This is a genomic window from Flavobacterium urocaniciphilum (assembly GCF_900110615.1).
GTDB classification, from domain to species: Bacteria; Bacteroidota; Bacteroidia; order Flavobacteriales; family Flavobacteriaceae; genus Flavobacterium; species Flavobacterium urocaniciphilum.
In genome coordinates, this window is record NZ_FOEI01000003.1 from 192,514 (window position 1) to 216,131 (window position 23,618).

General features: G+C 29.9%; 18 protein-coding genes and 1 tRNA gene. 9 read left to right on the plus strand and 10 right to left on the minus strand.

The annotated features are described in order from the left end of the window. Position 1: 1 nt before the first annotated feature. From BMY86_RS07780 to BMY86_RS07790, 3 genes are all read right to left on the minus strand, one after another. A complete protein-coding gene (locus BMY86_RS07780; protein WP_091467320.1) occupies positions 2-1,687 on the minus strand; it encodes a DUF6909 family protein in 1,686 nt (561 codons plus the stop codon). A 77-nt stretch (positions 1,688-1,764) separates the two neighbouring features. After that, a complete protein-coding gene (locus BMY86_RS07785) occupies positions 1,765-3,246 on the minus strand; it encodes a GH3 auxin-responsive promoter family protein (protein WP_091467323.1) in 1,482 nt (493 codons plus the stop codon). Between the two features lies 1 nt (position 3,247). Then, positions 3,248-4,105 carry a murein hydrolase activator EnvC family protein gene (locus BMY86_RS07790; protein ID WP_091467325.1) on the minus strand — a complete coding sequence of 286 codons (858 nt, stop codon included), beginning with the start codon at positions 4,103-4,105 and terminating at the stop codon, positions 3,248-3,250. Positions 4,106-4,239: 134 nt separating this feature from the next. Between BMY86_RS07790 and BMY86_RS07795 the strand changes: the two genes are divergently transcribed. After that, the gene (locus BMY86_RS07795; RefSeq protein ID WP_091467327.1) at positions 4,240-4,443 is read left to right on the plus strand and encodes a Sec-independent protein translocase subunit TatA/TatB; all 204 of its coding nucleotides are present in this window, start codon (positions 4,240-4,242) and stop codon (positions 4,441-4,443) included. A gap of 90 nt (positions 4,444-4,533) precedes the next feature. On the opposite strand, the gene BMY86_RS07800 is transcribed toward BMY86_RS07795, so the two are convergent. Genes BMY86_RS07800 through BMY86_RS07810 form a run of 3 tightly spaced genes read right to left on the minus strand, consistent with a single transcriptional unit; the run spans position 4,534 to position 10,441 of the window. Beyond that, on the minus strand, positions 4,534-6,666 hold the full coding sequence (locus tag BMY86_RS07800; protein ID WP_091467329.1) for a Tex family protein: 2,133 nt from the start codon (positions 6,664-6,666) through the stop codon (positions 4,534-4,536). Between the two features lie 8 nt (positions 6,667-6,674). Further along, complete coding sequence (locus BMY86_RS07805; RefSeq protein WP_091467331.1) at positions 6,675-8,585, minus strand: DUF3857 domain-containing protein; 1,911 nt, start codon at positions 8,583-8,585, stop codon at positions 6,675-6,677. Beyond that, positions 8,582-10,441, minus strand: a complete 1,860-nt coding sequence (locus BMY86_RS07810; protein ID WP_091467333.1) for a DUF3857 domain-containing transglutaminase family protein — start codon at positions 10,439-10,441, stop codon at positions 8,582-8,584. Before BMY86_RS07810 ends, BMY86_RS07805 begins: the two co-directional genes overlap by 4 nt. 171 nt (positions 10,442-10,612) lie before the next feature. Here BMY86_RS07810 and BMY86_RS07815 point away from each other — a divergent pair, with 171 nt between their 5' ends. Together BMY86_RS07815 and BMY86_RS07820 are read left to right on the plus strand one after the other, a co-directional pair. After that, positions 10,613-10,873: a DUF1294 domain-containing protein gene (locus BMY86_RS07815; protein ID WP_091467336.1), complete on the plus strand. Its 261-nt coding sequence runs from the start codon at positions 10,613-10,615 to the stop codon at positions 10,871-10,873. A 67-nt stretch (positions 10,874-10,940) separates the two neighbouring features. After that, positions 10,941-11,543 (plus strand): trimeric intracellular cation channel family protein, encoded by a 603-nt coding sequence (locus tag BMY86_RS07820; protein ID WP_091467338.1) that lies wholly within the window; start codon positions 10,941-10,943, stop codon positions 11,541-11,543. On the opposite strand, the gene BMY86_RS07825 is transcribed toward BMY86_RS07820, so the two are convergent. Next, positions 11,540-12,448 (minus strand): cation diffusion facilitator family transporter, encoded by a 909-nt coding sequence (locus tag BMY86_RS07825; RefSeq protein WP_091467340.1) that lies wholly within the window; start codon positions 12,446-12,448, stop codon positions 11,540-11,542. The two genes, BMY86_RS07820 and BMY86_RS07825, sit on opposite strands and share 4 nt — an antisense overlap. A 96-nt stretch (positions 12,449-12,544) precedes the next feature. Continuing rightward, positions 12,545-12,976: a ribose 5-phosphate isomerase B gene (gene rpiB / locus BMY86_RS07830; protein WP_091467343.1), complete on the minus strand. Its 432-nt coding sequence runs from the start codon at positions 12,974-12,976 to the stop codon at positions 12,545-12,547. A gap of 698 nt (positions 12,977-13,674) precedes the next feature. Here rpiB and rnr point away from each other — a divergent pair. The 5 genes from rnr to BMY86_RS07855 all read left to right on the plus strand — a co-directional run bounded on the left by rnr (position 13,675) and on the right by BMY86_RS07855 (position 20,426). After that, on the plus strand, positions 13,675-15,852 hold the full coding sequence (gene rnr / locus BMY86_RS07835) for a ribonuclease R (RefSeq protein ID WP_091467345.1): 2,178 nt from the start codon (positions 13,675-13,677) through the stop codon (positions 15,850-15,852). A gap of 47 nt (positions 15,853-15,899) precedes the next feature. Then, positions 15,900-16,568 (plus strand): head GIN domain-containing protein, encoded by a 669-nt coding sequence (locus tag BMY86_RS07840; protein WP_091467347.1) that lies wholly within the window; start codon positions 15,900-15,902, stop codon positions 16,566-16,568. 93 nt (positions 16,569-16,661) lie between these two features. After that, entirely contained in the window at positions 16,662-17,345 is a 684-nt protein-coding gene (locus tag BMY86_RS07845; protein ID WP_091467349.1) for a LysE family translocator, read from the plus strand. Further along, complete coding sequence (locus BMY86_RS07850) at positions 17,345-18,355, plus strand: helix-turn-helix domain-containing protein (protein ID WP_091467351.1); 1,011 nt, start codon at positions 17,345-17,347, stop codon at positions 18,353-18,355. Before BMY86_RS07845 ends, BMY86_RS07850 begins: the two co-directional genes overlap by 1 nt. Positions 18,356-18,470: 115 nt before the next feature. Beyond that, entirely contained in the window at positions 18,471-20,426 is a 1,956-nt protein-coding gene (locus BMY86_RS07855) for an LTA synthase family protein (RefSeq protein WP_091467353.1), read from the plus strand. Between the two features lie 858 nt (positions 20,427-21,284). Here the strand turns inward: BMY86_RS07855 and BMY86_RS07860 are convergent. Both BMY86_RS07860 and folB read right to left on the minus strand, forming a co-directional pair. Further along, positions 21,285-21,355, minus strand: a tRNA-Cys gene (locus BMY86_RS07860). Between the two features lie 105 nt (positions 21,356-21,460). Further along, on the minus strand, positions 21,461-21,817 hold the full coding sequence (gene folB, locus BMY86_RS07865) for a dihydroneopterin aldolase (RefSeq protein WP_091467355.1): 357 nt from the start codon (positions 21,815-21,817) through the stop codon (positions 21,461-21,463). Between the two features lie 97 nt (positions 21,818-21,914). On the opposite strand from folB, the gene BMY86_RS07870 reads away from it, so the two are divergent. Next, complete coding sequence (locus BMY86_RS07870) at positions 21,915-23,597, plus strand: glutamine--tRNA ligase/YqeY domain fusion protein (RefSeq protein WP_091467357.1); 1,683 nt, start codon at positions 21,915-21,917, stop codon at positions 23,595-23,597. Positions 23,598-23,618 lie beyond the last annotated feature (21 nt).

Below are 23,618 nucleotides of genomic sequence, written 5' to 3' on the forward strand. Positions count from 1 at the left end.
ATTATTTTACTTTAAAGATTTGTTCTAAAATTTTAATTGTGATTAAATAGGTTGGTTTTACACCAGTTGTTCCTAAACCTCCAGAAGCTAATGTGCTTCCTGTTTCTAGTGGATTATCCGATGCATAATAAGCGTATCTTACTTTTACATCAGGATTAATACTTCTTCTAATTTTTGAAGCTGATTGAATCGCTTTTTGGTAATACGAACCTTCCATCTCCAATCCAATTGCTTCCCAAGTAGATTCGTGGAAAAACTTCAATAAATCTCTGTTTTGTAACGAAGTTCCTAAAACGGTAATCATTGGACCGGCAAAAACTGGAATTCCGTTACCTTCAAACATTTCTTTTGTTAATTCATTTTCAAAAGGATAGTTATCTGCAGTTCCTTCATTAACGTGTGCATTAGGAATCATAATATCTCCTTTTCCACCTTCTAAAATACCTGCTTTACCCATAATTGAAACCGATTCTACATTTAATAATGTTTTCGTTTTTCCAACTTTATAAGGTTTTAACAACTCATCAATTGTTTCATATGCTTGCTCTCCAAAGGCATAATCCATTACGATAAGTACTGGTTTGTCTTTTACAGTATTGTTTGGAAATGCTGTTTTTTTCCAATCAAATTTAGCGGTATCAAAAATTTGAACATCTATGTTAGTTCCAGATGTATCTGGTAAAGATATCATTCCGTGTTGTAAGGCAACGTCTTCAACTTTCTTACGTAAGTCTTTGTTGTTTGAAGCACTTAAATCTTCATAAATCTGGAATGGTTCTTTTCCTTTGTATTTTGCAGCTAAAACGGCAGGAGCAAAAACCGAATTCATAACACTGTGCATATTCGCACTAATGATATGGATTGGTCTTGATAATAAATCGTTTTTGCTTAATGTTTCTTTAATGTTGTTTGCCCAAATTTCACCATAAATATGGTGACCTAAACGCTCGCGTAAAATCGGACTAAACGTAATGGTTCTTTTATTGTTATCTACAATTTCTTCAATAGCAATTTTTCCTAACCAATATACAATTTGTAAGAAACGCTCTGGAGAATCTGGAGTGGCAAAACCATCATAAATATCTTGAACTTCTGCAAATGTTCTTCCTAAAACATTTGAAGCATGTGACATTGCGATTTCTCTATCAACTTGTGTAAGTTTTTTAGTTTGTAAAGCAAATTGTTCTAATTTTTGCCAATCGCGAGAAACCGAACCTTCATCATCAATTAAAACTCTGTCTTTAATTTTGTGTGATTCGATAAAAATAAACGTTAAGTGCGTTAAAATATCATAGATATCAGAACGACCACGTGTAATTTCAATGTTAATTTGTTCCTCATCAATACGGTAACAATTTCTTCTTCTTTTTGGAGGAACAATCGCTTTAAAGTGCGAATTAGCATACCCTTCATCAGACGTTAAATTGATGTAACGACATTGTTCAATACCTACTGGTAAACGCTCAATAACGTATAATAATCCGTTTAACTCTACTTTTTCTTCTGCTATAGATCCGTAAATTTCCGGTCTTAGCGATAATAATGCTTCACGTAACGTTTCCCCTGAAACTCCCATTGGTTTGTAGAAACCACGGTTAAACAAATGACGCATAGTAATGTACAATCGTTCGATAGCTGCCGACGATTCTTGCGCTCTTGAGCGCGAAATGTTTTTAATGTCTTTCATTAATTTTTCTTTTATCTAACCGACAAATATAGAGATTTTATTTTTTAGTTAGTTTAAAGTGATTTTTTATCGTTAATTTAATTAAAAAAATCCGCAATTTTTCTATCGTTACTTAAGCGAGGCAATTTGTTTTGACCACCTAATTTTCCAATAGATTTCATATACTCTTGAAAACCATTTTTTGCCACTTTCGTAATCACAATAGTACGCAACACATGACCTTTTATCAAATCGTCGTAATATACATTTTGTTGACGCATTTCCGAATCGATTTTTAAAGCAAAAGCTTCTAAATCCTCAGGTTCCGAATCAAATTCAATTAACCATTCATGATACGGTAAACCCGATTCTGGATTTATTTGAGGCGCCACTGTAAATTCGTTAACGCTAATATTCGTACCCAAAATGGCTTTTTGTAACGCTTCCTCTACTTCTTTTCCTATTACATGTTCACCAAAAGCTGAAATATAATGCTTAATTCTTCCGGTAACGATTACGCGATACGGTTTCGTTGATGTAAACGCAATTGTATCACCAATATTGTATGCCCAAAGTCCGGCATTAGTAGAAATAACCAAAACATAATTTACACCAATTTCTACCTCTTTAATTGTCAGACGTTTAGGATTTTCTGAGAAAAATTCATCGGCTTTAATAAATTCATAAAAGATACCTGAATTTAACAATAGCAACATGCCTTTTTCTGTTTGCGAATCTTGATACGCAAAAAATCCTTCAGAAGCAGGAAACAATTCAATTGAATCGACTTTCCTTCCCATTAATTGTTCAAATTTTGCGCGATACGGTTCGTAATTCACACCTCCATAAATGAATAAATTGAAGTCTTTAAACAACTCGCCAACGGGTTTATTAGCTTTACTTTTCAATTTCTCGAAATACATTTGCACCCAACTCGGAATACCGGAAATAACCGACATATTTTCATTAAAAGTCTCTTCCACTATAGCATCCACTTTGGTTTCCCAATCGTCAATACAGTTGGTTTCCCAACTTGGTAAACGGTTTTTTTGCAAATATTTTGGAACATAATGTGCCACAATTCCGGATAATCGACCTAATTTAATTCCGTTTTTTTCTTCCATTTCTGGACTTCCTTGTAAGAAAATCATTTTACCATCTACAAAATCGGCTTTTCCGGTTTCGTGAATGTAGCTTAAAATTGCATTTCGAGCTGCTTTCACATGAAAAGGCATTGATTCTTTGGTTAATGGAATGTATTTCGCACCTGAAGTGGTTCCTGATGTTTTCGCAAAATATAAAGGTTTCCCTTTCCATAACACATCCGATTCTCCAGCAACAACTTTATCTACATAAGGCTTTAATTGTTCATAATCGCGAACTGGAACATGTTGAGTAAAATCTTCAAATGTTTTAATTTGAGAAAAATGATGGTCTTTTCCAAACTGAGTGTTTTCCGCTTGACGGATTAAATCCAGAAAAACTTTTTGTTGGGTTTCTATAGGATTATTGGCCCATTTTTGAGTTTGAGCGTGTACTCTTTTGGCAAATATTTTGGCTGCAATTGCTTTAATTGACATGTTATTCGAAATTGATAAATTGTAAAGGATCGATTGGAATTCCGTTTTTCCACAACTGAAAATGTAAATTATTTTGTGTGGTACTTTCACCTGAAATAGCAATTACTTCTCCAGATTTTACAGTATTTCCTGCTGATTTTGTAGTTGAAGATACATTCTTATAAACAGATAAAATATCTTCTTGATGACGTACAATTACAACAAATCCACTGGAAGGTGTCCATTCTGAAAAAATAACTATTCCGGCTGCGATTGTTTTTACTGGCGTTCCTTTTGCTACAGCAATATTGACCCCTAAATTTTTATTCGCAATATTGTATTTTTTGATAATTTTTCCAGAAACAGGAGCAAATAATACGAAAGAAACTTTGGGTTGAGCTTTTTCAAAAACGTTGTATTTATCGTCTTTCGCAATTTCGTTTCGCAATTCTTTTTCTTTTTCCGAAACTGAAATATCTACGTTTTCAGCTAAATTTTGCGCTACTTGAATGGAATCTTTATTCAGTTTTGCATATTCCAAATCGCCATTCAACACTGCTTTAACAGAGTTGATATAGGCGTTGTTTTCTTTGGTAACTTTTAGTAACGAATCGGATTTGATGGTTAATAAAGTAGCTTGTTTTTTTAATTCGGTTGAAGCATAACCCGGAATATATTCACGTAACGGTGTAAAAGCAATGATAAAAGTGGTTACAAAAATGATAAGTATAGCTCCTAAAGTGGCTACCACAAACACATTCATTAATGTTAGTTTTAACGAAAACGATTCAGCTAACGTATCTTCATTATAAATTATGAAACGTCTTTTGTTTAATAGTTTTCGTTTTAATGCTTGAAACTTTAGTCTTTTTTCAGACATACATTTTGATTTTATACAAATATAAAATAAATAGTGAATGTGCAATTTGTTAAACTATCAATAAAAAAGAATTATTATATTAACTTTTTGATTTTTTATGTAACTTTGCAGTATTAATTATTAATTTAATAAAAATGAATTCTTTATATATAACTTTAGGTTCTATTGGTGGTACTGAGTGGATTATCATTATTGCTGTTGTTTTATTACTTTTTGGAGGTAAAAAAATTCCAGAATTAATGAAAGGTCTTGGTAGTGGGATCAATGAATTTAAAAAAGCCTCTAAAGGAGAAGATTCAGCTCCTGCTGCTAAAAAAGAAGAAGAAACTAAAGAGTAAGTTCTTTATCCCGAAATTTCGGGACAATATTTAAAATCCCAAATTCCAATGTATAAAATATTGGAATTTGGGATTTCTTTTTTGGGATTTCTAAACTATAATAGTTAACTGAATACGTTTTCTTGCTTCGTCTACCTCAACGACTTTCACTTGAACGTGTTGGTGCAATTTTACCACTTCATTCACATCAGCTACAAAACCAGCTTTTAGTTGGGAAATGTGAACTAATCCGCTTTCTTTAATTCCTAAATCAACAAAACATCCAAACGCGGTAATATTATTCACAATTCCAGGTAAAATCATACCGGTTTTTAAATCATTTATAGAACGAACATTTGGGTCGAATTCGAAAATTTTTGCCGCTTTTCGTGGATCTAATCCGGGTTTTTCTAATTCTTTCAGAATGTCTTTTAATGTTAAAATTCCGATTTCTGGAGTAATGTATTTCTCTGGTGTAATCTGAGTGATTTTATCTTTATTCGCAATTAATTCATGCGTTTTGATGCCTAAATCTTTAGCCATTTTTTCAACAATTGCATACGCTTCCGGGTGAACAGCCGAATTATCTAACGGGTTTTTCCCATCTTTAATTCGGATAAAAGCTGCGGCTTGTTGGTAGGCTTTTTCACCTAAACGTGGCACTTTTTTCAGTTGTTTTCTATCTTCAAAAGGTCCGTTTTCTGAACGATACGCCACAATGTTTTCCGCCATTTTTTCACCAATTCCAGAAACATAACTTAGTAATGATTTACTAGCGGTATTAACGTTAATTCCGACCGAGTTTACACAACTCATTACCACAGTATCCAATTGTTCTTTTAATTTGGTTTGATCTACATCGTGTTGGTATTGTCCGACTCCGATTGATTTTGGGTCGATTTTAACCAATTCCGCTAACGGATCGGATAAGCGTCTTCCGATTGAAACGGATCCACGAACAGTTACATCATAACTAGGAAATTCTTCACGAGCAATTTTACTTGCTGAATATACTGAGGCACCAGCTTCTGAAACTACAAATACTTGAACCGGTTTATCAAAAGCAATTTTTTTAATGAAAAATTCGGTTTCACGAGAAGCAGTTCCGTTTCCAATAGAAATCGCTTCAATATTATACGCGTTTACCATCGAACGAACTTTTTTCATCGCCATAGCAGTATCGTTTTGTGGCGCATGTGGATAAATGGTTTCGTTGTTTAATAAATCGCCCTTCTCGTCCAAACAAACCAATTTACAACCGCTTTTATAACCTGGATCGATGGCTAAAATTCGCTTTTCACCTAATGGTGGCGCTAATAACAACTGACGTAAATTTTCGGCAAATACATCAATTGCTTTTATATCGGCTTTGGTTTTCGCTTCTTGTAAAGTTTCGTTTGAAATAGCAGGTTCTAACAAACGTTTGTAACTATCTTTTATCGCTTTTTCAATTTGTTCCGCGCAATCGTTATTCGTTTTGATTAAATTGTCTTCCATAAAACGAATCACTTCGTCTTTGTCGTCATCATTTAACCCAACATTCAACTTAATAAAACCTTCGGCTTCAGCTCGTAACATGGCTAATAATCGGTGTGATGGCGCTTTAGCAACATTTTCCGACCAATCGAAATATTGTGAAAATTTTTGTGCGGCTTCGTCGTCTTTTTTTGTTTTTACGACTTTAGTCGTGATTTCCGCTTTACGTAAAAATGTTCTTCGTAACGATTTTCGAATGAAAATATTTTCGTTAATCCATTCTGCAATAATATCGCGAGCGCCTTGTAACGCTTCGTCTTCATTGGCTACTTTATCATTGATATATTGAGAAGCTAAATAGTCAACATCATCATTTTTCTGACTCATGATGATTTTTGCTAATGGTTCCAATCCATTTTCACGAGCGGTGTCGGCTTTGGTTTTTTTCTTCTTTTTATAAGGTAAATAGAAATCTTCTAATTCTTGTAAATCGAAAGAATTCTCAATTTTTTGTTTCAATTCTGGTGTAAGTGCATTTTGCTCTTCAATTGATTTAAGGATGCTTTCTTTACGTTTGATAAGTTCTTCAAACTGTTTATTCAATTTGGCAATTTGTTCGATTTGAATCTCGTCTAGATTTCCAGTTTGATCTTTTCGATAACGGGAAATAAACGGAATCGTACAATCTTCGTTTAATAATTGAAGGGTATTTTCAATGCTTTTTACAGCAATGTTGGTTTGATTTTGTATGAATTGTATTATCGTCATTAACCTTTTTATTTTTTTTGTTTTAAAACAACATTTCCTTTAGCGAAATCAGCTGCAGCATTAATAATGTTTCTATATTCTGAATACGAATCTACAGTATAAGTAATATTACCATAAACTTCATTTACTTCTACAATTAATTGATTTTCTTCTGTTTTTACGGTAGAAACAAAAGAACATTCTTGTCCTTCTTTACCTGTCATTTTTTTATCAAAAACCAAATCTTTAAAACTTTCAACTTCATAACCTTCAGGAATAGTAAAAATTATTTTGTGTTTATATGTTTTAGCATAAGCTATATCTACATCAAATTTTCGTTCTGTTTCTTGATATAAATTCGTTTGTTTTCCAATTACTTTTCCAATATTTACGAGTAATAAGTTACCTGCATTTTCAGAAATTGACTCATTTAAATTTACATTTAAATTTACAATAAAAGGTGTATTGGTATGATTGTTTTTAAATTCTTGATTTTCGAATGTGTATTTTGAAATTTTTGCATCAATATCGCTTAAAGTTCTATTTTTTAAGAAATCTAATAATTCTTTTTCTTCTTCATTTGATTTAAGATAGTTTACAGAATTTCTAATTAATTGTCCTTCATATCCTTGTGTTGAATAAATTTTTTCAATTGAAGCTGTTGATAAATCTTCTGATAAAACAACTTTGTTTTGAGTTGAAATAACTGTAAAATCGGCTGGAGCAATTGGAAATTGCATGCCTTCAATTCCAATTGCTTTTGAAGGATCATAAAAAATTCCTGATGAACCTTGAAGTTCATACATTGGAAATCCGTAAGCAAGATATTTTTCATAAGGTGAAACGAATTTTTTTGTATCTGGAATATAATACATGAATTCGTGTGTTAATGGAGCAACAAATTTATAATTTGAAATATCTCCATCGAATCTCGACATACCAACAACAACTTTGTATGGGATTTTTAACTCTTTGAACGTAAAACCATATAATTCAAAAATATCATTAGCAGTTAATTTTTGTTTTCCATCTCCTAAATTTGATATTTTTTTTGCTTTTTCACCTTTCCAAACAAAATCGAAATTCTCTTTAATATAAGCATCAATTTTGGTTACTTTTTCATCAATTGTTCCTGAAGTCACATTTAACTTTTCAATAAATTCTCTAGCTTGATTTTTCTTGAAATAAGCAAAACTTGGTTTTTTAAAATATAAAGGTAAAAAATTAGACCAATTTAAATTGTCTGGAGCATTAGTAACACTAATCATGTAAATTAATTTCACTAAGTTTTTTAAATTCTTAGCGTTTTTTTCTTCTACAAACGGTGGAATATTTTCTGCATATGAAATTGATTTTCCATCATTTATTGAACTTTTAAATTCATTTGATGCAAATTTTTCAAAATATACTCCAGAATTCGTTGATGAAAATTCTGCATATAAAACAGGGATTTCTCTTTGAAAAACTTCTACACCATAGGCGCTTGGATTTTCTTTTAAAATAAAATAATACTCTATAATATCACCCGCTTCAACACCTTCAAAAACAATTGATTGTACTTTATCAATTTCTTTTTTAACGATTTTCTCTTGTGGTAAAACTTTTATTTCTCCATTAGGTTTAATAATTCTAGCATGAAAATCTCTAGTATCTCTAATAAAGCCGTTATCTTCTGCTTTAATTTTATTATAATTATTAATTTCTTCTGCTTTATTGATTTTAATAGCACAATGATTCATTGTAAAAGAGGCAAATGAATAACCACCAATTCTAGTATGAACCCATCTTTTGTCGAAAAGTACAACAGCAGGTTGATTTTTATATTCTTCTGGTATATTTTTAAAAGTAGGTTTTATATCCCAAGTATAACTCTTAATTTCTTGAGAAAAACCAATTGTTGAAACGAATAATAATGTAAAAATTACAAGTGCTTTTTTCATTTTGTAAGTATTATTGATTGATTATATTGTTTGTTTAATAGTTTTAAAAAGGCATTCCATTTTTCGAAATCTGATTTTTCAATCAGTAATTTTTTTGTAGTTACTTTTTGACTCACTAATAGTAAATTATTTTGAACTTTATATTGTATTTCAAATGAAGCAACATCAGATTCATTTTTACTATTTTCTGGTAAAAATTCAACTTTATAATCTGTTGGTATTTCATATTGATACTCCAATTTATATAATTGATTATATTCACTTTCTACCGGATATTTTCTTTTTTCAATATCTATTTGAGTATCTTTTAATGGGAAAACAATAATCGGTTTTACTAATAATTTTCCATTAATATCTTTAACCGCATCTTCTAATTGAAGATTAAATGTTGCTTTAGATGGTGTATTTTTATATTCGTTTGTAGCAAATTCAATTGGTTCTAGATTTATTTTACTATTTGTTGCATTAATAATGCTTTTCCAAATTTCTTTTTGTTTCTGTGGAAAATTAGACAATATGTTTAATAATTCACTTTTTGAATAACCATTTGTATAGACAGTCGCTAAACCTTTTACAGATTTGTCTTCTATTTTTAAATCAAACGTCATAGAAGTGCTGTTTTCAGAACTTTCAACTACCGGAACTTTTTTAATGTTAAATTTTTCATCATTTCCAATTAAAGCTTCTTTACCTTGTATATGTGACGTTGGTAAAAAGAACGAACAAAATTTATCCGTGGCATCAAGAAAGTAACTTTTCCCATCAATTTCAAGATGTGTAATCATGTGGTTGTCTACTTGTGGTGTTGGAACCTCTTCATAAGTATAGGGTTTCAATCGGGTTCCAATCCAAGTTAAATTAGATTTCAAATTAGCATATCTAAACATTTCATTTAATAAATTGGCCATATCTTTACAATCACCATATAACTTAGAATGTACATCAGCTGCTTCTCTTGGAATAAATCCACCCATTCCATCTTCAAATGCAACATAATGTAAATTTTGTTGTACCCAATAATAAATAGCTTGTGCTTTTTCTAAATCCGAGGCTTTATCTTTAATAATATTTAAAGTGGCGTTTTTTAAAGCTGTTTGATCTTTTTTATTAATATTCTTAACCAAAGTATAATACCAACTATATAAATTAGAAGCGTTTTCTAAAAGTTCTTCTGTTTGGCCTTTGTTATTATATTTCTTAATGTAATAAATAATATGTGGTTGAACATATAATGCGTTTGGCATATCTTCTTCAAGCTCAAATTCTGGGACTTCTTTAGCTAACCAAGTATAAGTATCTATATTTCCATTAGTTGATTTCGTAAATACAATTTTATCTTGATGTTCTCCAAAAACTTTAAATCCAAGTTCAACATTTGAATCACAATGTATCGTTAATTTACTTGATTGTGTTTTTAATGGATTTTGAAACCTAAATACAGATAAAAATCGCGGTTGTTTAATCTTGTTTTTAAAGGAGTATTCAATTACTGAATTATCTTCAACAAACGGTAATAAAAACTGTTTAATTTTTGTATCGCTTTTAAAAATATTTTCTTCTTCTGCATCAAATTCTCGAATAGATGAAGAATATAAAGTGTGTTTCTTATTGGATTTTTGAATCAGTGTTGATCCCTTTATTTCTGAAATTTCATTAAAACTATTGTACGGAACACTAATTACATATTCGTACTGATTTTTACTTTTGGTAATTAATCGACTTTCAGTAAAATAAGATTCAATTTCTAAACTGTTTTTATTAGAAATTGTTACGATTTCATTTTTATAAATTACTTGTGATTTTTCTTGAGCATATAGGGATGTTCCTATTAATACTAACAACAAATATTTTCGCATTTTTATGTGTTTGAAATGTAAAAGTATATAATTTAATTTTAAAAGGTATATTTGGTATTATTATTCTTACTTTTTTAAATAAATATAAAACGTAACCTTTTATTAATTATTATCATTTCTTTTTTAAGAAATAATACAAACTATATCTTTGCTGGAATAATTAAATCTTAGATGAAACTCTTTTTACTTTATCTTTTATCAATTAATGTGGTTAGTTTTATACTTTTTGGATTTGATAAATTCCTGGCGATAAAAAACAAAAGTAGAATACCAGAAAAAGAATTGTTTACCGTTTCAACCATTGGTGGCGCAATTGGCGGTATGTTTGCTATTTTAGTTTTTAAACATAAGATCTCTAAAGCTTCATTCATGTGGAAATTTATGATTCTTTTCATTATTAATATTATTGGAATTTATTTCTTTTTAAAGTAGTACTATCACTACAATTTTAGAAATAGTAGTACTTTTGTAAATCTATTAACAGCTCATACTTTTTGCTTTGGAAATTTTACAAATCCTTTCTTATTTAGGAATTTTTGTTTTTGCTGTAACGGGAGTTTTAAAAGCAAGAACCAATCGTTTTGATTTAATCGGAGCAGTAATTTTATCTTTTGTAATGGCGTATGGCGGCGGAACTACGCGCGATTTATTAATTGGAATTAGACCTGTAAATTGGTTAAGCGATAATTTTGCAATCATTATTGTTTTGGTTGCGACCGTTATTACATTTTTCTTCAAATTAAATTTTAAACTGATTAAACAACTGCTTTTTGTAACGGATGCTTTAGGCATCGGTTTTTTTACTGTTGTTGGATTACAAATTGCACTACAAGCTGGAATTGGCGAAGGTTATGCTTTAATTATGGGTGTAATTACCGCTACTTTTGGAGGATTATTAGCCGATATTTTGTGTAATTCTGTTCCGAATTTAATGAAACCTGGAGAATTGTATGCAACCGCTTGTTTAATTGGTGGAGCCTTATATTTAGGTTTGATCTTTTTAAAAATCAATACCGAAATTAGCATGATTGTTTGTGTGTTAACAACTGCTACAATCAGAATTTACGCCATTCGTAAAAAACTACAATTGCCTGTGGTTTAATCTTGAACAATAAATTCTTTTGGATCTTCTTTTTTAAATTCAGGTTGAATTGTAGTATGATTGATTCCGAATTTTTCAAATAACACTTTTTCAATATTGTTTAAAACCTCATCAAATTGTGTTAACGTAAAATCTTCCGGACAATCTAAATGGGCTTCTAAATGAATTTCTTCTTCATTTAAATACCAAACATGAATGTGATGTAATTTTCCAGCGCCTTCTATTTTATGAACTTCTCTTACAATTTCTTTAATATCAATGTGTTCAGGTGTAAATAACATTAACATCTTGGTTGATTTGATAACTAAATCGAATCCTACAACTATAAGATAAATTGCAATTAGAATAGTCATTACACTATCTACCCAAAACCATCCGTAAAACTTCATTAACAAACCGCCTACTAAAACCGCAACTGAAGCCATCATGTCTGTTAATAAGTGTAAATAAGCCGATTTCATATTCAGGTTATGATCGGCATCATTTTTTAATAAAATAACGGAAAATCCATTGGCAAAAATTCCTAAAACCGCTAACCAAATTACTAAAGTCGATTTAATAGGTTCCGGATGAATGAATCGGTTAATAGCGCCATAAATTAAAATTAAAGCAACAATTATAAGTGTAGAAGCATTAACAAAAGCTGCTAAAATTTCGGCACGTTTGTATCCGAAAGTGTGTTCAATAGACGCTTTTCTTCTTGATAATTTATGCGCAACTAAACTAAAAACTAGGGATAATACATCTGAAAAGTTATGTAAAGCATCTGAAATTAATGCCAAACTTCCAGAGATAATTCCGCCCACAACCTGAGAGATTGTAATCAGTAAATTCAATAATATAGAATACACTAAATTATTTGCCTTTACATTATTTTTGGTAATGTGGACGTGATTATGACTCATTTCAGAATATTAGAAGTTAGATATTTAGACTTCTTAGATATTCAAAAATTAACTGGTTATTAAAAATTTCTAAATCTCTAAGAAGTCTAACATTCTTTATTTACAAGCAATTTTGTTTACTCTTTTAGCGTGTCTTCCTCCTTCAAATTCGGTATTTAAAAAAGTATCTACCATATCTACAGCTTGTTGGATTGAAGTATAACGAGCTGGAATAGAAATAATATTCGCATCATTATGCTGACGGGCTAATTCTGAAATTTCTTTTGTCCAACATAAAGCGGCACGGATATCTTGGTGTTTGTTTGCCGACATAGCAATACCATTTCCTGAACCACAAATAACAATTCCGAAATGTGCTTTTTTACTTTCTACATCATAGGCTACAGCGTGTCCAAAATCGGGATAATCTACACTATCAAAAGTATCGGTACCATGGTTAATAACTTCATGACCGTTGCTTTCTAAATAGTTAACTATAGCATTTTTGTAGTCTGGACCTGCGTGGTCGTTACCAATTGAGATTATCATAAGTTGTGTGTTGTGATGTTAATAATGATTTACAAAAATAATCAATATCCACTGTATCAAGAAGTAAATTTGTAAATATTCTTAATGGTTGTATAAAAGTAAGAAATATCGAATATTTTAACAAAAAAAGTACGTTGTTAATATTAAAACGCAAAAGCTTGATAATCAAGTAAACTTAATTTAACAAAACTTGTTAATAACTAAATAAAGAATTTTAGAAGTTTTTTTTGGATGTTTAATTAAAAGTTGTAATCAAAAACTGAAAATAGAAATCCAAATTTAGTTTTTAGATTTTATTGTTTTCTTATTAAAAGTTTTTGAATGGTTATTAACAATTTTTCAAAATTCACTTTTTTACAAATGCCAAGAAGTTTTCGATTTTAACAGTTGTTAATAAGATTAATTTTTAAAAAATAATTGAATTGAAATTGAAGACTTTACGTAAAATTTACATTGTTAATTATTTTGTATAACTATCGATAAGTTAAAAAAACAACAATTGAAAAATTATTTATCGTACATATTAACACGCTATAATAACAATCAAATTTTTAATTTTTTAAAAAATCTTTTTTTGTTGTTTTTAATATATGTTGAAAACTTCCAGAATTTGAAAATTAAAATTTTATTAAATCTAAAAGCTATTTTCTATTTTCTAAATTGTTCTTTGTACTTTTAATGCATATTAAGAAAGATATATGAAAAAGAATTTTAGAAAAATGTCTAAGAAAGCCAAAGATTTTTCGGCTCATGTTTATAAAATATTATCGAAAGAACCTAATAAAGCCTTTAACTATAAGCAAATTGCAGCTATAATTGAAGTCAATGATACGCAAAGTAGAAATGAAATTATTAAAGAATTAGGTATTTTAAAAAAAGCAGGAAAAATTGAAGAAACCGAAAGAGGTAAATTCAAAATTATTTCTAAAGCAGAATACTATGAAGGAGTTGTAGACATGACTTCTCGTAAAACAGGATATTTTGTTTGCGATGAATTAGAAGATGATGTATTTATACCGTTTATTAATTTGAATCATGCTTTAGATGGCGATAAAGTTAAATGTTATGTATATAACAGAAGAAGTAGTAGAAGACCAGAAGCGGAAGTATTGGAAATTTTAGAACGTGCTAAAACGGAATTTGTAGGCGTGATTGATGTTCAGAAAAACTTTGCTTTTGTAACAACTGCCAATGCAAAAATGTATACTGATATTTTTATTCCTAAAAATGAAATATTTGATGCCGAACACGGTGATGTTGTTTTAGTCAAAATGGTTGATTGGCCTAAAAAAGCCGATTCACCTTTTGGAAAAGTTGTAAAAGTTTTAGGAAAACCTGGAGAACACAATACCGAAATTCATGCAATTTTAGCAGAATATGGTTTACCATATGATTTCCCAATTGAAGTGGAAGCGTATGCTAATAAAATAGATACTTCTATAACAGAAGAAGAAATTGCAAAACGTAAAGACATGCGAAATGTTTTAACGTTTACCATCGATCCGAAAGATGCCAAAGATTTTGACGATGCCTTATCATTTCAAGTATTACCGAATGGAAATTATGAAATTGGAGTTCACATTGCCGATGTTTCTCACTATTTGAAAGAAGGAACTATTTTAGATGATGAAGCGTATAACCGTGCTACTTCTGTGTATTTAGTAGATCGCGTGGTTCCGATGTTACCTGAAGTGTTATCTAATTTTGCTTGTTCACTTCGACCACATGAAGAAAAATATACCTTTTCAGCCATATTTCAATTGAATGATAAAGCTGAAGTTATTGATTCTTGGTTTGGAAGAACCGTTATTTATTCGGATCAACGATTTGCGTATGAAGAAGCTCAAGAAATTATCGAAACAAAATCGGATATTATTCCAGCTCATATTTCGTTAACTGGTGAACAATATCATGCACCAAAACCAATAGTGGAAGCAACATTAAAAATGGATGAATTAGCAAAAATTCTTCGTAGAAAAAGAATGAATGCGGGTGCGATTTCATTTGATAAAGTAGAAGTTAAATTCAACTTAAATGAAAATGCAGAACCGGTTGGTGTTTATTTCAAACAAAGTAAAGATGCTAATCATTTGATTGAAGAATTCATGTTATTAGCCAACAGAAAAGTCGCTGAATTTATCGGAAAACAAAAGAAAACATTTGTATATAGAATTCACGATGAACCGAATGAAGATAAATTATTTGGCTTACAAAATGTAATTTCAAAATTTGGTTATACTTTAAATTTAAAATCAAAAGATACCGTTTCTTCTTCTTTGAATAGATTATTAGAAGATGTTCAAGGTAAAAAAGAACAAAATATGGTTGATACGCTTACGATTAGATGTATGAGTAAAGCAGCCTATTCTACGCATAATATTGGACATTACGGATTAGCATTTGATTATTATTCGCATTTTACATCGCCAATTCGTCGTTATCCTGATGTTATGGCACACCGTTTGTTGCAATATTATTTAGATGGTGGAAAAAGTGTAAGTGAAGAAGATTACGAACAAAAATGTATTCATTCTTCTGATATGGAAAATTTAGCGGCTCAGGCGGAAAGAGATTCTATCAAATACATGCAAGTAAAATACATGCAAGACCATAAAGATCAAGAGTTTTTAGGAGTTATTTCTGGCGTTACTGAATGGGGAATTTATGTAGAAATCATCGAAAACAAATGTGAAGGAATGGTGCGTATTAGAGAAATTAGAGATGATTATTACACGTTTGACGACAAACAATATGCTTTAGTAGGTGAAGTTTCTAAGAATTTATTACAATTAGGAGACGAAGTTTACGTTAAAGTAAAGAATGCCGATTTAGTAAAAAAACAATTGGATTTTCATTTTATTAGAGAAAATAAGTAAATCAGTGTTCAGTTAATAGTTTTTAGTATTCAGATAAAAAATAAATCATGAAAAAAATCATTTTTAGTCTATTATTCATAAGTTCAATTGCTTTCGCACAAACGGAAAAAAACGTGGGCGATTTTAATAAAGTCACTTCTTTTGATAAAATTGATGTGCTATTGCTTCCAGGAACAGAAAATAAAGTTATTCTACACGGAACTAATTCTGAAGAAGTAGAATTAGTTAACAATAATGGCGAATTAAAAATACGATTACCTTTAGGAAAATTATTAAAAGGTGATGACATTTCTGCAACGGTTTATTATAAAAAATTAGATGCTGTAGAAGCTAATGAAGGTAGTAGAATTTCATCTGAAAAAGAAATAAAAGCTATTGGTTTTGATATCATTACTAAAGAAGGTTCTGAAGTGGTGTTGAAAAATTTAACTGCAGAAAAATTAACGGTTCGATGTGGTGCTGGAAGTATTGTTACCATTAAAGGAACCGTAAAAAATCAAGATATTTTATCAAATTCTGGAGCAAAATATGACGGTGAATATTGTAGTACACAACAAACTACAGTTACTGTAAATGCTGGAGGTTTGGCTAATGTAAATGCATCGGAATTAGTAGATGCTAAAACAAGAGCTGGTGGAACCATTACTATATTTGGAAAACCAAAACAAATTAATCAAAAAACAGTAGCTGGAGGAACTATTGTTCAAGCGAAGTAAATTTAGTAGCCAGTAATTAGTGATAAGTGATAAGTTTTTTTTATTTTTGGAAAGACTTATCACTTTTTACTTATCACTTTTCACTATAAAAGAATGATTCAAGACATTTTATCTGCCATTCCTTGGGGTTTTTTATTAGCCATTTCTATTGGACCAGGTTTTTTTGTATTAATCGAAACAAGTATAACAAAAGGATTTAAAGCTGCTTTTACGTTAGATTGCGGAATTGTATTTAGCGATATTGTATTCATTACAATTGCTTATTATGCTTCTAATCAAATATTAGCTCAGTTTAAAGATAATCCGAATTTGTATATCATTGGTGGATTAATCATGGCGGTTTATGGTTTGATTTCTTATATTCAATTGAAGAAAAAATTCAATATTGATGAAGAAAAAGATATCGATGATATTCCTAAAAACAACTACTTAGGTTTATTTTTTAAAGGCTTTTTCTTAAACATTATTAACATTGGTATTTTAGGTTTTTGGATGATGGTTTTAATTACGCAAGGACCACGTTTACAAATGGATCCGCTTCGAGTGTTTTTATTTTTTACTTCTACTTTAGCGTTTTATTTAGGATTTGATATCGTTAAAATTCTTTTATCAAAACAATTAAAACACCGATTAACTCCAACTAATATTTATAAAATTAAACGTATTATAAGTTTCATTTTAATCATTTTCGGAATCTTCTTTTTACTTCAAGGTATTTTTCCAAAAGGAAAAGAATTGGTAAATCATAAATTAGGTATTGAAAGTTCTTTAGAGTAATGCTTCAAACGTTTCAGATAATAGCTGTAATACAAGGGTTATTTTTATTATTGTACTTATTCAAAAATAAAAATAAATACCAGCCGTATAATTTTTGGTTCTTATCTGCCTTACTACTTTCATTACTTTTTTATATTGTTGGAGATGATAATAATAATTTATTTCTCTATCATTATGATTTCTTTTTTGTAGATAAAACACTTTTTGTTACACTTTTATTTCTCTTTTTAAAATACTTTGAAACTTCTAAAAAATTAAATTATTCAATTGCTTGGTATTTTATTCCTACTTTAATTTATATCCTAATTGAATTATATGAAACACAGTTTATTGAATCTTTTTGGATTGAAGTTGCAGAACATGCTGTTTATTTAGTATGTGTTATTTACCTTATTTTTTCTTTGATATTTCTTAAAAAAATTAAGATTGCTAAGTTTATTAAAACGCCTTTTTATTTTTTAATTTTTTCAGTTTTAATAACCGACTCGTTACTTATTGTAGATTTTTTAATTGAAAGTGATATTATAGTTACTCTTAATTCTATTTTAATATTTGAAATATCAATATTGTTTTATTATCTGACTTATATTTTTGTTTCAGATCATAATTTTTTCGATTTACCTGTAACTCACTCTAAATACAAGAATTCTTCTCTTAATTCTAAAGATATTGATGCGTATAAAAAAAGAATCATTGAAGCTATGGAAGTTGATAAATTATTTACTAATGAAAATTTATCCTTACAATCTTTTAGTGAAACGATACACATTCCAAAACATTATATTTCTGAAATATTAAATATTCATTTAGCTACTAATTTTCAAGATTTTATTAACGAATATCGTGTAGAAGAATTTATAAAAAAATACTCTAATCCTGAAAACGATCATTATTCAATTTTAGGAATTGCTACTTCAGTTGGTTTTAAAAATAAAGCTACTTTTAACCTAAATTTTAAAAAATTTAAAGGAATTTCTCCAACCGAATACAAACAAAATTATTTACAGTAAAATCGCTGTAAATGCCTATTTTATTAGTCTATTCCAATTATGTTAGACTTCTTTTTTTAGTAGTTATTTTAAGGTAAGATTACATTTGTTGTATATTTTTAATTACATCAAATTCATGAAAATTTTTGCCCAAAATCGTTTCTCAATTTTACTAAACTTCCTACTGATTTATTGTTTATTAGGTACCATAATTCGTTTGGTTTTATTCTTTTTATCCATACAATCAATTGATTTTTCTTTATTTAATTTTAGTAAGATTTTTGGTTTAGGACTTATTTTCGATTTTGGAACTGCCGTATTTTTTAGTCTTGTTTATGGATTGTATTTACTACTTATTCCTTCAAAATTTATTGGTTCTGTTTTAGATAAATCGCTAACGTATTTCATATTATTTTTTACTTTTTTCATTACGGTTTTTTCTTTTTTAGCCGAATTTCCCTTTTGGAGTGAATTCAATACACGATTCAATTTTATTGCGGTTGATTATTTAATATATACCTATGAAGTTATTGAAAACATCAATCAATCTTATCCCTTACCTGTTTTAATACTTTCTTTATTGTTATTAACTGGTTTGTTTTTCTTTTATTTTAAAAAGACACAAAAATTCGAATTTGTATTTTCAGATAAAATGAAACTTAAAAAAAGAATAATTTATGTTTTAAGTTTACTTACTATAAGTTTTGTTTACATTCAGTTTATTACAAACAAACAAGCAGAAACAACTGATAATTTATATGTAAATGAACTGTCTAAAAATGGAGTATATTCTTTCTTTGCGGCTTATCGTTCAAATGAATTAGATTACGAAACTTTTTATAAAAAGCTTTCTAATAAAGATGCCTTTGCTATTATTAAAAAAGATCTTCAACAAAAAAATCAAGCGTTACTTTCAACTGATTTATCCAATTTAGAAAGAAAAGTTATTAATTCCAGTAATGAAAACAAGCCTAATGTTATATTAATCTGTGTAGAAAGTTTTAGCGCCGATTTTATGACCGAATTTGGTAATAAAGATAATCTTACACCGAATTTAGATAAACTTGCTACAGAAAGCTTATTTTTTACTAATTTGTATGCTACTGTTACCAGAACTATTCGAGGTATGGAAGCTTTAACACTTTCTGTTCCTCCAACTCCTGGAAATAGTATTGTTCGTAGACCAAATAATGATCATTTATATTCTATCGCTACAGTTTTAAAACAAAAGAATTATAATTTAAATTTCATTTATGGTGGTGATGGATATTTTGATAATATGAATACTTTTTTTGGTGGTCAAGGTTTCAATATTGTAGATAGAAATAGAGGAAATCCACTATCAGATGATGTGAAAACGAAACGAATTAACATTGAAGATAATGAAGTAACTTTTGAAAATGCATGGGGAATTTGTGATGAAGATATTTATAATAAAACCTTAAAAATTGCTGATGCCAATTATGCAACCAAACAGCCTTTTTTCAATTTCATCATGACCACTTCAAATCATAAACCCTATTCTTTTCCTAAGAATAGTATTGATATGCCTCAAGGTACAAGAGAATCTGTGGTAAAATATACAGATTATGCCATTGGAAAATTTATTGAAAAAGCGAAAACAAAACCTTGGTTTAAAAATACAGTATTTGTAATTGTGGCCGATCATTGTGCGAGTAGCGCAGGAAAATGGGAATTAAATATCGATAAACATCATATTCCTGCTTTAATTTATAATTTACCTACAAAGCCTGAAAAAATAAACAAATTAGTTTCTCAAATTGATATCATGCCAACCCTTTTTGGTTACTTAAATTGGAATTATAACACGTCATTATATGGTAAAGATATTCGTTTGATGCAACCGAATGATGAACGCGCATTTTTAGGAAATTACAGAACCTTGGGATTGCTAAAAAATTCAATTTTTACTGAAATAAATGATAGAAAAGAATCACATCAATACCTTTGGAAAGCTAAAACCAAAGAAATGAAAGCTTTACAAAATCAAAATAAAACTTTATTAAACTTAACCATTGCCAACTATCAAACTGCTAGTTATCGTTTTAAAAATGGTAAAATGAAAGCTTAGCTTAAGGTTACTACTTATTAATTTCTACCCTTCTTAGTAGCTACTAAGAAGGGTTATTTTTTTATTTTCTAAGAGATTGAAATAAATCGTTTTAAATTTACCAATAAAAAAAACCTCAATTTTCATTGAAGGTTTTCAGAGGCATCTCCGTCCCGAAGCTTCGGGAGAACCGGAGTAGACGGTTTTGCGTTATCTTTAAATAATTTTTTCTAAAAATTTACCAATAAAAAAACCCTCAATTTTCATTGAAGGTTTTCTGAGGTATCTCCGTCCCGAAGCTTCGGGAGAACCGGAGTATACGGTTTTGCGTTATCTTTAATTAATTTTTTCTAAAAAATTACCAATAAAAAAACCCTCAATTTTCATTGAAGGTTTTCAGAGGCATCTCCGTCCCGAAGCTTCGGGAGAACCGGAGTAGATGGTTTTGCGTTAACTTTAAATAATTTTTTCTAAAAATTTACCAATAAAAAAACCCTCAATTTTCATTGAAGGTTTTCAGAGGCATCTCCGTCCCGAAGCTTCGGGAGAACCGGAGTATACGGTTTTGCGTTAACTTTAAATAATTTTTTCTAAAAATTTACCAATAAAAAAACCCTCAATTTTCATTGAAGGTTTTCAGAGGCATCTCCGTCCCGAAGCTTCGGGAGAACCGGAGTAGATGGTTTTGCGTTAACTTTAAATAATTTTTTCTAAAAATTTACCAATAAAAAAACCCTCAATTTTCATTGAAGGATTCTGAGGCATCTCCGTCCCGAAGCTTCGGGAGAACCGGAGTAGACGGTTTTGCGTTAACTTTAAATAATTTTTTCTAAAAATTTACCAATAAAAAAACCCTCAATTTTCATTGAAGGTTTTCTGAGGCATCGTCCGGATTCGAACCGGAGTAGACGGTTTTGCAGACCGGTGCCTAGCCGCTCGGCCACGACGCCATAATTGGATTGCAAATATAGAGATAAAAATAACAATATTCAAAAAACAAATTCCAAATATTTACTTTTTCGTAATTTGTAAATCGTAAATCGTAAAATCGAGAACTACCTTTTTTGTTTCAATATTATCGTAACACCCTCAACATCACCACCTATAGGCGGATTTAATTTAGTAACTTCTACTTTAACATGCGTAACCATAAATAATTCATTTATTACTCTATCCATGATTCTTTTAGCTACATGTTCAAGTAATTTTGCTCGAATTGCCATTTCTTCCACCACTATTCGATTTAAATCTACATAATCTACTGTATCTGTTAAATCATCTGTTTTGGCTGATGGTTTTAAATTCGTTTTAATCGTTAAATCCACACGGTAATTACTACCAATTTTTGCTTCTTCTTCTAAACATCCGTGGTACGAAAAAGTACGAATGTTAGTTAATTTTATTGTTCCCATTTAATTTGGTTTGTTGTTTATTGTTTTTCGTTTTTTATGTATAAGAATAAACTATTAACAATAAACTTTTTTATCTTTGTCAAAAGTAAAAAAAACAATGTCTACAGAAGAAAAATCTTTAAATTTTATAGAACAAATTATAGAAGACGATTTAAAAAATGGTTTATCTGCTGATAAATTACGTTTTCGTTTTCCACCTGAACCAAATGGTTATTTACACGTAGGTCATGCCAGTGCAATATGCTTAAATTTTGGTCTAGGAATCGATTATAATGCACCTGTTAACCTACGTTTCGACGATACCAATCCATCTAAAGAAGAGCAAGAATATGTTGATGCTATTAAAAAAGATGTAGAATGGTTAGGTTTTAAATGGGATAAAGAATGTTATGCTTCAGATTATTTCCAACAATTATATGATTGGGCTGTGGAATTAATCAAAAAAGATAAAGCTTATGTGGATAGTCAAACTTCTGAAGAAATGGCTATTCAAAAAGGTACTCCAACTACTCCAGGTACCGATTCTCCTTATAGAAATCGTTCTATTGAAGAGAATTTAGATTTATTTACACGTATGAAAAACGGAGAATTCGAAAAAGGAACTCATGTTTTACGTGCTAAAATTTCTATGGGTGCAAACAATATGTTAATGCGTGATCCTATTATTTATCGTATCATGCACGCACATCATCACCGTACAGGAAACGATTGGTGTATTTATCCTATGTACGATTGGGCACATGGAGAAAGTGATTATTTAGAACAAATTTCTCACTCATTTTGTACGTTAGAATTCTTACCTCATAGAGAGTTATACGATTGGTTTTTAAATCAAATTTATGATGAAACTAAGGTGCGTCCGAAACAAAGAGAATTTGCCCGTAGAAATTTATCACATACTGTAGTTTCGAAACGTAAATTATTACAATTAGTTGAAGAAAAGCACGTTACAGGTTGGGATGATCCTCGTATGAGTACGATTTCTGGAATGAGAAGACGTGGAATTACGGCAGCTGCTATCAGAAATTTTGCAAAAACTATTGGTATTGCAAAACGTACAAATTTAATTGATGTTTCGTTATTAGATTTCTGTATTCGTGAAGATTTAAACAAAGTGGCGCCTCGTGTTATGGCGGTTTTAAATCCGATAAAATTGGTCATTACTAATTATCCGGAAGGAAAAGAAGAGTGGTTACAAGCCGAAAATAATCCGGAAGAAGAAGTAATGACGTATAGAGAAGTTCCTTTTTCTAAAGAATTATATATCGAAAGAGAAGATTTTCAAGAGGAAGCTCATAAGAAATTTTTCCGTTTAACTTTAGGAACTGAAGTGCGTTTGAAAAATGCCTATATCATTAAAGGTGAATCAGTTGTAAAAGATGCAGATGGAAATATTACTGAAATTCACTGTACGTATGATGTAGATTCTAAATCAGGTAGCGGAACAGAAGCAAGTAATAGAAAAGTAAAAGGTGTAATTCATTGGGTTTCAATTGCTCATGCTAAAGAAGCAGAAGTTAGAATTTACGACCGTTTATTTACACATGAAAGTCCAGACGGTAATAAAGATGTTGATTTTAAAGAATTTATCAATCAAAATTCATTAGAAGTAATTACGGGTTATGTAGAACCAAGTTTACAAACCGCTAAAGAATTAGATCATTTTCAATTTCAACGTTTAGGATATTTCTGTGTGGATAGAGATTCAACAGCAGAAAAATTAGTTTTCAACAAAACAGTTGGACTAAGAGATACTTGGGCAAAAGTTTCTGAACAGTAAAATATAATAATTAGAATTTCA